This is a genomic window from Aliarcobacter sp. (genome assembly GCF_041672065.1).
Taxonomy (GTDB): domain Bacteria; phylum Campylobacterota; class Campylobacteria; order Campylobacterales; family Arcobacteraceae; genus Aliarcobacter; species Aliarcobacter skirrowii.
Genome location: NZ_JBAZAH010000050.1, coordinates 1 through 12,149, shown reverse-complemented (window position 1 = coordinate 12,149; position 12,149 = coordinate 1). Strand labels below are relative to the sequence as shown.

Annotated in this window: 13 protein-coding genes; 6 read left to right on the top strand and 7 right to left on the bottom strand. The window is 28.7% G+C overall.

Annotated elements, in window-relative coordinates; translation table 11 throughout:
* Positions 1-41 precede the first annotated feature (41 nt).
* The 3 genes from gltS to WC168_RS07625 are packed head-to-tail and all read right to left on the bottom strand — an operon-like array spanning position 42 to position 2,590.
* Positions 42-1,268 (bottom strand): sodium/glutamate symporter, encoded by a 1,227-nt coding sequence (gene gltS, locus WC168_RS07635; RefSeq protein ID WP_372618496.1) that lies wholly within the window; start codon positions 1,266-1,268, stop codon positions 42-44.
* Between the two features lie 24 nt (positions 1,269-1,292).
* Positions 1,293-1,679, bottom strand: coding sequence for a Holliday junction resolvase RuvX (gene ruvX, locus WC168_RS07630; RefSeq protein ID WP_066162909.1), 387 nt, complete (start codon positions 1,677-1,679; stop codon positions 1,293-1,295).
* Complete coding sequence (locus WC168_RS07625) at positions 1,676-2,590, bottom strand: methylenetetrahydrofolate reductase (RefSeq protein ID WP_066162907.1); 915 nt, start codon at positions 2,588-2,590, stop codon at positions 1,676-1,678. Before WC168_RS07625 ends, ruvX begins: the two co-directional genes overlap by 4 nt.
* An 80-nt stretch (positions 2,591-2,670) precedes the next feature.
* On the opposite strand from WC168_RS07625, the gene serB reads away from it, so the two are divergent.
* The 3 genes from serB to WC168_RS07610 all read left to right on the top strand — a co-directional run bounded on the left by serB (position 2,671) and on the right by WC168_RS07610 (position 5,710).
* Positions 2,671-3,297, top strand: coding sequence for a phosphoserine phosphatase SerB (gene serB / locus WC168_RS07620; protein WP_066356278.1), 627 nt, complete (start codon positions 2,671-2,673; stop codon positions 3,295-3,297).
* Positions 3,298-3,300: 3 nt separating this feature from the next.
* On the top strand, positions 3,301-4,293 hold the full coding sequence (locus tag WC168_RS07615; RefSeq protein ID WP_066162901.1) for a transaldolase: 993 nt from the start codon (positions 3,301-3,303) through the stop codon (positions 4,291-4,293).
* A gap of 64 nt (positions 4,294-4,357) precedes the next feature.
* Positions 4,358-5,710, top strand: coding sequence for a class II 3-deoxy-7-phosphoheptulonate synthase (locus WC168_RS07610; protein WP_372618493.1), 1,353 nt, complete (start codon positions 4,358-4,360; stop codon positions 5,708-5,710).
* An 11-nt stretch (positions 5,711-5,721) separates the two neighbouring features.
* Here the strand turns inward: WC168_RS07610 and WC168_RS07605 are convergent, their stop codons facing one another.
* The 3 genes from WC168_RS07605 to tgt are packed head-to-tail and all read right to left on the bottom strand — an operon-like array spanning position 5,722 to position 7,531.
* Entirely contained in the window at positions 5,722-6,063 is a 342-nt protein-coding gene (locus tag WC168_RS07605; protein WP_372618491.1) for an arsenate reductase family protein, read from the bottom strand.
* Between the two features lie 3 nt (positions 6,064-6,066).
* Positions 6,067-6,357 carry an Asp-tRNA(Asn)/Glu-tRNA(Gln) amidotransferase subunit GatC gene (gatC, locus tag WC168_RS07600; RefSeq protein WP_279133415.1) on the bottom strand — a complete coding sequence of 97 codons (291 nt, stop codon included), beginning with the start codon at positions 6,355-6,357 and terminating at the stop codon, positions 6,067-6,069.
* Positions 6,358-6,412: 55 nt separating this feature from the next.
* A complete protein-coding gene (gene tgt, locus WC168_RS07595; protein WP_279133270.1) occupies positions 6,413-7,531 on the bottom strand; it encodes a tRNA guanosine(34) transglycosylase Tgt in 1,119 nt (372 codons plus the stop codon).
* A gap of 104 nt (positions 7,532-7,635) precedes the next feature.
* Between tgt and WC168_RS07590 the strand changes: the two genes are divergently transcribed.
* Both WC168_RS07590 and murC read left to right on the top strand, forming a co-directional pair.
* On the top strand, positions 7,636-9,063 hold the full coding sequence (locus tag WC168_RS07590) for a COG3400 family protein (RefSeq protein ID WP_279133272.1): 1,428 nt from the start codon (positions 7,636-7,638) through the stop codon (positions 9,061-9,063).
* 11 nt (positions 9,064-9,074) lie between these two features.
* Entirely contained in the window at positions 9,075-10,379 is a 1,305-nt protein-coding gene (gene murC, locus WC168_RS07585; protein WP_279133274.1) for a UDP-N-acetylmuramate--L-alanine ligase, read from the top strand.
* Here the strand turns inward: murC and WC168_RS07580 are convergent.
* Positions 10,357-11,724: a DUF4885 family protein gene (locus tag WC168_RS07580; protein ID WP_372618488.1), complete on the bottom strand. Its 1,368-nt coding sequence runs from the start codon at positions 11,722-11,724 to the stop codon at positions 10,357-10,359. The two genes, murC and WC168_RS07580, sit on opposite strands and share 23 nt — an antisense overlap.
* A 121-nt stretch (positions 11,725-11,845) precedes the next feature.
* On the opposite strand from WC168_RS07580, the gene WC168_RS07575 reads away from it, so the two are divergent.
* On the top strand, positions 11,846-11,968 hold the full coding sequence (locus WC168_RS07575; RefSeq protein WP_265735335.1) for a hypothetical protein: 123 nt from the start codon (positions 11,846-11,848) through the stop codon (positions 11,966-11,968).
* Positions 11,969-12,149: the final 181 nt, after the last annotated feature.

Genomic DNA, 12,149 nt, shown 5'->3' with positions numbered 1-12,149 from the left:
AAAACCTAAAGAGCTTGTAAAAGTTCTTTAGGTTTAAATAATTACTCAAAAAACTTTAAAACTGTTTGTATAACTGTAGCATTTATTAAATCTACAAAAAATGCTCCACAAAGAGGAACTATTAAAAATGCTTTATGAGAAGATCCATACATATTTGTAATTGCTTGCATATTTGCAACTGCTGTAGGAGTTGCTCCTAAACCAAAACCACAATGCCCAGCTGCTAAAACACTTGCATCATAATTTTTACCCATAGTTCTAAATGTTACAAAATATGCATATAAAATCATAATTAAAACTTGTGAAACTAAAATCACAGTTAAAGCACCAGCTAGATTTGATAGTTGCCAAAGTTTAAGTGAAAGTAGAGCCATTGCTAAATATAAAGATAATGAAGCATTTCCAAAAACATCAATTGCTCTATCAAAAATCTCAATTTTGAATATATTTTCTAAAACATTTCTTAAAATTACACCACCTGCAAGTGCCCAGACAAAAGTAGGTAGTTCAAGTGCACTTCCTTTTGCAAAGTTTGTCATAAAATCAGCAAATGCTAAACAAGCTGCAAATAGAGCTAAAGTTGATATTGCACTATTTGCAGTAATTAATCTTACCTCTTGAGGATACTCAAAAGGAACAAATTCATCAATTACTTTCTCATTTTTTAAGTCATCTTCTTTTCTAGATTTTTCACTAGCAAGCTTATATCTATTTATTAAAAATTTTGCTAAAGGTCCACCAATAAGTCCACCCATTACAAGACCAAAAGTTGCAGCTGCCATTCCTAGGGCCATAGCACCTTCAATTGCATATTTTGTCTCTAAAATTTCTCCCCAAGCTCCAGCTGTTCCATGTCCACCAGTCAGTGAAACAGAACCAGCTATAAGACCAATAAGTGGATCAATTCCTAATAGTGTAGCAAGAGATATTCCAACAAAGTTTTGAATTATAATAAAACCAGAAACTACAAAAAGAAAAATAAAAAGAGATTTCCCACCCTCTTTTAATTTTGCAAAATTTGCACTAAGACCAATTGATATAAAAAATATAAGCATAAAACTTGTTTGAAGTTCGCTACTAGTTGTTATACTATGACCCCAAAAATTATATACAAAAGTAGAAATAGTAGCTGCCACAAGACCACCAGCAACAGGTTCTGGTATATTATATCTTCTTAAAAACTCAATTTTATTTACTAAAAATTTACCAATAAGCAAAACTATAACAGCTGCAATTAGTGTATAGTAGGCATTAAATGTGAAATTCATAAGTTCTCCTTTTTAAACTATTTATTATTTTTTACTTAAATTTATATATCTTTCTAAAATTATTTTTGCAGCAATTGAGTCAATTCTTCCATCTCTTACTTGTTTTACTTCACCTTTCATAAGCTCTTTTGCCTCTATTGAGCTAAGATTTTCTTCACAAAATTCAAAAGGAATTTTAAGTTCTAGTAGGTTTGTAAAGTGTTTTATTCTATTTTGAGTATCTATATTTGAGCTTGGAAGTCCAATAATTAGTTTTTCAATTTGCCACTCTTTTAAAAAATTGTTTACTTCAAGAGCAGCTTGATTTCTATTTTTTCTAATAATTGCATTTTGTGGAGTTACAATATCACTCATAAGAGAGATTGCAACCCCAACTCTTTTTAGACCAACATCAATTGAAGCCAATCTCAATCTAAAATCTCACTTGCAACTTCAAATTTATTGTTTGCAGTCATTAGATGAATTTTTGGATGAATTTTATTAATCTCTTTAAATAGATTTTTGCTTAAGTGCATTCCAACTTTATACTCCTCTTCCTCACTAATACTATGAGCTCGTTCAAGTTCATCTATCCAAAATTGAGGAACATGAATTCCTGGAACTTGTGCAGATAAAAATAGCGCAGTTCTTAGTTTTGTAATAGGAAATAGCCCAAGTATTAGTTGTGATTTTTTCTTATCACCTTCTACATTCTCTTTTGCAATTTCAAAGCTTTCAAGTAGTTTTTTTACATTTTCAATGTCAAAAACAGGTTGAGTTATAACTCCAACAGCACCGTTTTGAATCTTTAAATTCATCTTTTTTTCCAAACTCCCAAAATTTTTAGCATATGCATTTACAACTGCAAATGGAAATATCTGTTTTGGTTCAATTTTAAAAGGCCTACCAGCAAAATCCATACCATAGTTAAAAGATTTAATCATCTTTAAAAGCATTAAAGAGTTTGCTTCAAAAACACCTTTACTATTTGGTTGATCACTCATTTTTGCAGGATCTCCTGTAAGAGCTAAAATTGCTCTAATATCAAAATCATTAGCTCCTAGTAAATCAGATTGTAAAGCAATTTTATTTCTATCTCTCATTGTCATTGTTGCAATTACTGGTTTTTTAAACTCTGTTTGAAGTTTTAAAGCAGCAAAAAGTGAGTTATATTTTAATTTTGCCAAAGGATTATCTGTACAAGTAAAGCCATCAACTTTTGAATCTATTTTAAATTTTTTAATTTTTTCTACAATATTGTGCATTGATGGTTCGTGTTGAGGTGTTGTTTCAAGTGTTAAGTATTTACCATCTTGAAGTTTAGAAATTAGTGTTTCAAACATAAAAAAGCTTTCCTTTTTAAACTATTTAGTTAAATTTGGCTAATATTATACCCTTTAATATTTAAAGTTTTAGGATATTTATGAAATTAGCAGTTTTTGATTTTGATTCAACACTTATGGATGGAGAAACTATAGATTTTCTTGCAGATGAGTTTGGAATTGGAAGTGAAGTAAAAAAAATAACAGAAGAGGCTATGAGTGGAAGATTGGATTTTTTTGAATCTTTAATTCAAAGAGTAGCACTTTTAAAGGGAATGGATTATAAAAAAGTAGTTGATATTTGTGCAAATCTTCCTTTAATGACAGGTTCAAAAGAGATTGTAAAAGAGTTACAAAAAATGAATTATAAAGTTGTTTGTTTTAGTGGTGGATTTAGATTAGGAACATCACCTGCTAAAGATAAATTGGGACTTGATGCAGATTTTTCAAATATTTTACACCAAAAAGATGGAGTTTTAACAGGACTTGTTGGTGGTGATATGATGTTTGGCTACTCAAAAGGTGATATGATACAAAGACTTCAAGGTCTTTTAAAAATATCAAAAGAGGATACATTGGTTTGTGGAGATGGTGCAAATGATTTAAGTATGTTTGAAAAAGCTGATACAAGAGTTGCTTTTTGTGCAAAAGATATACTTAAAAAAGAGGCAAATATAATTGTTGATACAAAAGATTTAACAAAAATTTTAGATTATATAAAGGCTTAAGAGATGAAAGAGTTTGAAGAGATAAATTACTCAATTTGGTGTGATTTTATTGAAAGAGATTTTTTAGAAAATAGATTTCAAGAGATTATAAATGATGGAACAATAAAAGGTGCAACATCAAATCCAGCTATTTTTGAATCATCAATTAAAAGTTCAAGCGCATATAAACAACAACTTTTAATGCTTCAAGCAAATGAGAATAAAGCAATTTATGAAGAGCTTGCTTTTACAGATATCAAAAGAGCAGCTGAACTTTTAGAACCACTTTATAAAAAAAACAATAACAATGGATTTATATCAATAGAGGTTGACCCACTTTTGTGTGATGATGCTTCTTTAACTATTGAAGAGGGATTAAGAATTCACAAATCTTTACACTCTGATAATGTTATGATAAAAATACCAGCAACACAAGCTGGTTATATTGCAATGAGAGAACTTACAAGTAGAGGAATTCATGTGAATGCTACTTTGGTTTTTTCACAAGAACAAGCAAAAATGTGTGCAATGGCACTTGATGAGGGAATAAAAGCTTCAAATAAAGATATAAAAGCTGTTATTTCTGTATTTGTTTCAAGATTTGATAGAGAAATTGATGGTGATTTAATCATAAAAGGTTTACCACACTCAAAACTTGGAATTATAAATGCAACAAAGTGTTACCATATAGTTGAAAAGTTTGAAAATAGAAATATAAGAACTCTTTTTGCAAGTACAGGTGTAAAAGGTAATGAACTAAGCCCTAGCTACTATGTTGATAATTTAATCTATCCAAATAGTATAAACACAGCACCACTTTCTACTATTGAAGCATGGCTTGAAATTGGTAAAAAAGAGCCTTCAGTTGTAATATCTGAAGCTGAATGTGATACATTTTTAGATCTTTTAGATAAAAATGGTTTCAATGTAGATAAAATATCTAACAAACTTTTAAATGATGGGCTTGAAGCTTTTAAAATATCATTTAAAGAGCTTTTAGAAAAAGTTAAAAATTAATTTAATATTAAGATATATTGGATAAAATTTTTCCATTAATAAAAAATAAGAAAAGGTAGCAAATATGAAAAATTGGAGCCCAAGTAGCTGGAGAGAGTTCCCTATAAAACAACAACCAACATATAATGATATAAAAACTTTAAAAGAGGTTGAACAAGAGTTAGCTAGCTATCCTCCTTTAATTTTTGCTGGTGAAGCATTAAGTTTGAAAAAACAGCTTGCAAAAGTTGTAAATGGTGAGGCATTTTTACTTCAAGGTGGAGATTGTGCTGAGAGTTTTAGCTCTTTTAATGCACAAAATATCAAAGATTTGTTTAAAGTAATGATGCAAATGGCAGTTGTATTAACATTTTCAGGTGGTTGCCCTGTTGTAAAAGTTGGAAGGGTTGCTGGACAATTTGCAAAGCCAAGAAGTGCAGATTTTGAAGAGATAAATGGTCTTAGTCTTCCATCATATAGAGGAGATATCATAAATGATATGGATTTTACTCTTGATGCAAGAGAACCAAAAGCAAAAAAACTTTTAAAAGCATATAATCAAAGTGCTGCTACAATGAACCTTTTAAGAGCATTCTCAAGAGGTGGAATGGCTGATTTAAATCAAGTGCACTTATGGAATTTGGATTTTGTTAAAGACAATACTTTAGGTGCAAAATATGAAGAGATAGCAAATAAAATTAGTGAGAGTTTGGCATTTATGAAAGCTTGTGGAATAACAAGTGAAAATACTCCACAACTAAATCAAACAACACTATTTACATCTCATGAAGCACTATTACTGAACTATGAAGAGGCACTTACAAGAAGAGATTCAATCACAGGTGATTGGTTTAACTGCTCTGCTCATATGCTTTGGATTGGAGATAGAACAAGAGAGCTTGATGGTGCTCATATTGAGTATTTTAGAGGAATTAAAAATCCAATTGGTTGTAAAGTTGGTCCATCAATGAAAGAGGATGAGCTAATTAAATTAATTGATGCTTTAAATCCAGACAATGAAGCTGGAAGATTAAATTTAATTGTTAGAATGGGTAATGAAAAAATTTATGAACACTTCCCAAAACTTTTAGCAAGAGTTGAAAAAGAGGGTAAAAAAGTTTTATGGTCAAGCGATCCAATGCATGGAAATACTATAAAAGCTGAAAATGGATATAAAACAAGAGATTTTGAAGCAATTTTAGGTGAAGTAAAACAGTTCTTCCAAATTCATAAAGCTCAAGGATCATACGCTGGCGGAATTCATCTTGAGATGACTGGGCAAAATGTAACAGAGTGTACTGGAAGTAGATCATCTGCAATTAAACAAAGTGATTTAGCTAGTAGATATCATACGCAATGTGATCCAAGATTAAATGCTGATCAAGCTTTAGAACTATCATTTATGATTGCTGAAACATTAAAAGAGGCTAGAAAATAAAGTAAGAAGATTTATAAAAAAATCTTCTTATACTCCTCTTCATTCCAAGCAACTACAAGTTTATCACCATACTCTATAACAGGTCTTTTAAAAAGCATAGGTTCATTTGCAAGATACTCTTTTTTACCTTGCTCATTAAGATTTAACTCTTTTAAATTCATAGTTTTGTATTTAGTACCTTTTGAGTTAAAAAGTATATCTATATCAACTTTTTGTGACCATTTTTTAACAGTTTCTAAATCTATTTTTGTAGTTTTTAAATCTACAAAATCAATCTCTATGTTGTGGTCTTTGAAAAACTTCAAAGCATTTCGCACGCTTCCACAAGTTTTTATACCATAAACTTTTATCATATTTTACTCTATAATTTTTGGAACTACAAAGTAGTTATCTTCACTTTTTGGTGCATTTTTTAAAATTGCATCAGATATCTCTTTACTTGAAACTGCAACATCTTCTCTAAAAGGTGTTCCACCCTCAATTACACTTGCAATTGCCTCTACATTTGAAACATCAACTTCATTTAAGTTGTTTACAAATTCAAGCATTTGAGATATATCACTTTTTAACTGCTCTTTTTTATCATCTTCTATTTTCACACTAGAGAGTTTTTCTAATCTTGTTATTAAATTATCATCTACAATAATATTTGACATATTTTTCCTTTATCTTAAAGTAAGTATTCTATCAAAAAAAAGTTTATTAGCCTCTTTTAGCATAAAAATCTTTTTTAAATTCCACCCAATTATCTTTTAAAATAGCCTCTCTTGCTTGTTTCATTAAATCCAAGTAGTAGAAAATATTATGAATTGAAGCAAGTCTAAAATATGTTATTTCACCAGCTCTTAAAAGATGATTTAAATAAGCTCTTGTAAAATTTTTACAAGTATAACAAGAACAACTCTCATCTATTGGTTTAATATCTTCTTTAAACTCTGCTTTTTTAATATTTAATCTTCCAAAACTTGTAAATAGTGTTCCATTTCTTGCATTTCTTGTAGGCATTACACAATCAAACATATCAACACCACGCTCTATATTTTCTATCAAATCCTCAGGTGTTCCAACTCCCATTAAGTATCTTGGTTTTTCTTTTGGCATAAATTGTGTTGTCCACTCAACAGTTTCATACATAAGAGCATTTGGTTCACCAACACTTAATCCACCAATTGCAAAACCATCATAATCACTCATTGCACAAAGTTGTTGGGCACTTTGTTTTCTAAACTCTTTATCTGTTCCACCTTGAATAATTGCAAAAATATTCTGATGTGTTCCAATACCACGAGATTTTTGCTCCATGTGATAAGTAATAGCTTCTTTTGCCCATTTTGTAGTTCTTTCAATTGATTTAGCAATTCTCTCTTTTGTATTTGGAAGTGCTACTAAATCATCTAAAATCATCATAATATCAGAGTTTAAATCATATTGTGTATCAAGTACACTTTTTGGCGTAAAGTAGTGACGGCTTCCATCAATATGAGATTTAAACATAATTCCATTTTCATCAGGTTTACTATTATCGCTTAGTGAAAAAGCTTGAAATCCTCCACTATCTGTTAAAAATGAGTTTGGAAATTTTGAAAAACCATGAAGTCCACCAAATTTTTTTATTAGTTTGCTTCCAGGTCTTAAGTATAAGTGATAAGTATTTCCTAAGATTATTTTTGCTCCAAGTTCTAGCATATCGTTTGCATCAAGAGCTTTTACAGTTCCTTGAGTACCAACTGGCATAAAAACAGGAGTTAAGATAGTGCTGTTGGCTGTTTTGATTGTACAGGCTCTTGCGCCTTGTGAAGTTGCATCGATTTTAAATTCCATAAATATTATAAACCTTTTTGTAAATTAGGATTTTGTTTTAAATTAATAAAAAATAGATTCTATCCAAAATCTACTATTAAACTTTTTAAGATATAATTTTGCCCATGAAAAAAATATTAATTATACTTGATGGTATTGTTGCGAAGAAGCTTTTACAAAGAATTGTAGAGTCAAATACAGGCGATAATAGCTATGATGTCGTATATATGAATGATGTAATTTTACCAATTCATAAGCCTACAAATTTTACATTTTATAAGTTTGACCCAACTTCTAGCTCTAAATTATCAATGGTTTTAGATAAAGATATTCATAGTGAAGTTTTGATGGCATTAAACTCAAAAGATGAGATGCTAAGTACTATAAAAATAATTAGAGAGTATAAAAAGAATCTTCAAATCACAATATTGGATTATTGGGGAATTAGCTTAAAAGATCCAATGGTTCACATCTATAAAGGTATAGATGTACTTGCTAATGGAATGGTTGAAAGATTACCAAATATTCCTGTTCTTGCTCAAAATATTGGACTAAAGCAGGGTGAAATTATGGAGATTAAAATTCCATTTGGAAGCTCGTATGCTTATAAATCAATTGCTACTTTAGAGCAAAAAGATTGGAGAATTTTTGGTCTTTATAGAAATCAAAAATTAGTAGAATTAAAAAGAAGTTTAGTTTTAAAACCAAACGATATAATCCTTGTAATTGGAAAACCATCTGTATTGATGAATATTTACAATGTAATTGGAAAAACTCAAGGTCAATTTCCAATGCCTTTTGGAAATAATATATATCTGTATCTTGATCTATATTTAGAAGATGAACTTAGTGTAAAACATATTTTAAGAGATACTAAATTTTTAAATGAAAAATTAAAAAACTCTTTATTAATTGTAAGAGTTACAAGACCAACTACACCAAAAATAATGACTCTTGTAAAAAATGAATTAAGAAATTTTCCTACAATAGTTTTGCATATAGATTATGCAAATAAAGGTTTTGAAGATCTGTTTAAAGAGGATAGTAGAAAGTATAATATTGGACTTATTGCACCAAGCCCTTCTATGTTTAAAGACAAAAAGATGCTTAAAAAATTAGATTGTATAAAACTTCCAATGTATAAAAAAGGTGAAGAGAATTTAAGATCATCAAAAAATATTGGAGTTGTTTTAAATGATTATCTATCTTATGAACAGATTGCTCCAATTGTTTTTGATTTAGCTAGTCAATTAAAATTAAAAGCAAAAGTATTTAATCACGATCCAATTGGACAAAAAGATAATCAAGAGAATTTATTAAACCATTTTGAGAATATTGCAAAAGTATTTAATGAAAAAGTTGAAATAGAAAGTGGAGATAAGAATCCAATTAGAGAGTTAAGAAAACAGAAAAATATTTTACAGGTTCTTCCTTTAAAAGATATTATGTTTAAAAAGAGAACTTTCTTTAAAATTATCTATACAAATAGTGATTTAGTAGCATTTGATATGTATAAATTTAATCAAATTTTAATACCTATTTCAGAAGATTAAGAGGGGAAAATATGAGAGTTCATTTTATTGGAATTGGGGGAATTGGTCTTTCTGCCTTAGCTAGATTTTTAAATTTTGATGGGCATAGGGTTAGTGGAAGTGATGTTAAAAGTTCACCAATTATAAAAGAGCTAATAAATGAGGGTATTAAAATATCTTGTCCGCAAGATGCTAAAAATATAACAAAAGATTTGGATTTAGTAATTTATTCAGCAGCAGTAACAGATGAAAATCCAGAGCTTATAGAGGCAAGACTTAAGCAAATAAGAACTTTAAGTAGAAAAGAGGCACTACCAATTATTTTAGGGGATAAGAAAAACTATTGTGTTGCAGGAGCTCATGGAAAATCAACTACAACTGCAATTTTAGCAACAATACTTCAAAGTAGCACTTTAATTGGAGCAATTTCAAAAGAGTTTGGAAGTAATTTTAGATATGTAGATAAAACTGTTGTATTTGAAGCAGATGAGAGTGATGCATCTTTTTTACTTTCAAATCCATATTGTGCAATTGTTACAAATGCTGAGCCTGAGCATATGGAGTATTATCACTATGATTATGATAAATTTTATGAATCTTATGAAACTTTTTTGAGTTTAGCAAAAAAAAGAGTTGTAAATGGTGAAGATAAAGATATTCAAAAATTAAAAATTGAGGATGCAACATATCTTTATCCATCAAAAGATATAAAAAATCTATGTTATACAATTAAAAATGGAGAACCTTGTACAAAATTTACTCTAAAAGATTATGGAGAATTTGAGGTTTGGGGATTTGGATTTCATATAGCTTCAAATGCCTCTTTGGCAATTTTGGCTGCTTTAAATGAGCTTGATATTGAGACAATTAGAAAAAATCTTTTAAACTATAAAGGTATTAAAAAGAGATTTGATATTGTTCAATCAAATGATAAATTTGTAGTTATTGATGATTATGCTCATCATCCAACAGAGATTGAAGCAACTATGAAATCAGTTGAGTTATATGACAACTTAACAAATTTTAACAATAGAATAGTTCTTTGGCAACCACATAAATATAGTAGAACTGCTGATAATCTAGAAGGTTTTAAAAAGTGCTTTAGAAGATGTGATGAGTTGATAATTTTACCTATTTGGAAAGTTGCTGGTGAGAAAAAACTTGATTTAAATTTAGAAAAAGAGTTTGCCTCTTATAATCCAATTTTTGCAGATAGAGTAGTATCTTACAAAGGCAAAATAGAGCTTATAAAAGATGATAAAATCATAAAAACTTATGATGAAGGTATATTTTTAGGTGTTGGAGCTGGAGATATTACCTATCAATTGAGATTTTAATCTCATTTTCCCACTCTTTTAAGAGTTTATAAAATTCTTTACCATCTTGGCTATCCTCTTTTCCCATAAGATATTTTTGCATAAGTATTAGTTTGATTAATTCCATATCACTTGTTCCATACTCTTCAAATAAGCCTTTTGCTTCAGATTTTAAACTATCCAAAGTTAGAGTATTTAAATTTAATGCTTCTTTTATAATACCTTGTTTATCTTCAAGATTTACACTATCTTGTCTATAATTTTTGAAAGCTTCTCCTAAAGTTTGAGATTTTGAAGCTTTTAACTCATCTATCCATTTTGTTTTTCCCGTTCCAAAATTTTCACTTTGTCCTACATCATAAAAACTTCCATTTTTATAATCTATTGATAAAACCATATCAGGTACATTTTCAAAACCTTTTTTGGCTACATCTTGTAGTTTTTTTGCATTAAATTCATATAGCAAACCTTTATTTTGCTCTGAAACTTTATCGCTTTTCATCATAGCTTCTTTGTATATTTCTAAAATATCTGTTCCATATTGTGTAAGGAATTTATCATCTATATTTTCTAAATCTCTTAGATCATAGCCAGTTTTATCTTTTATTTCGTGAAAAATACGGCTTTTTTCATTGCTTTCTAAAGTTATTTGTGAATTATTATCCGTAGAACTTTTATAGATGTGTGTAAATAACTCTTTTGAATTATCTGCTGTATTTAGTACATCTTCTAGTAAACTTGCTAAACTTTTATCTTCAATTCCACTAACACTTACTTTATAATCATATGGATCAATAGTAAAACTAATATTTGTATCTTTTGGTATCTCTATGCCATATCTATCTAAAAGTTGTGAAAACTGCTCATTTACTTTATCTCTATAGTATGCTTTTTGTCTTGCAACATCAACATCATCATAGATAGCTTTCATATCTTTTACATGATAGTCAGCAGTTTGAAATGAGTGATATTTCCCATTTAATTGACTTTTTTCTTGCTCAAAAGAAATTTTTCTTTCAGTATCATTCATCTCTTTTGCATAATATTCATATTTTGGGTTATTATATTTATTCCAAATATGATTTGATGGGTCTGGAAATTTTTTATTTTCTTCATTTGTTTTTTTATAATGCTCTTCTAGCTTTTTTACTAAAGCTTCCATATCGGGATTAATATAACTATTATCCCAAGTAGTAATAAAAGTCTCTTCATCTGAAGATGAAAGTAGATTTAAGCTATTTAGTGTTTTTAAGTCAATATTTATATTTACTGCTTCACTATTTTTGTTTTGGCTTGTATTTGAATTTTGTGTTACCTTTATTCCACTTAGCGAACTAAACTGTTGAATATTAGTGTTTATCTTCATAACAATTTCCTCACTTTTATTATTACTTTTCTTAAAATTAGTTTAATTATAGTGAACTAATCTTTATTTAACTTTAACAATCATAAATCAAATATCTTATATACAAGGAGAACATAATATTATGTTAAAAATTAGTTTTGGTCAAGAATATTTAAATAATGGATTAAATCTTCAAATTTTAAATAGTAATGGAAGCCCAAAAACAGCTATTAAAACAACTGTAAACAAACCCAAACGGTGTTGATTCTTAAATTATTACTATGAATTTAACAAATAATTCATCTATTCTAAATGGTGCTATTGTTAAATCTATTACAACTAACTGTTAATGATGACTTAGAAGTAAAAAAAGTTTGGTCTTTTAAATATAATCAAAAAGCATTAGGAGCTTCAACTATGAAAAATGTAAAAGCAACAATAAATTA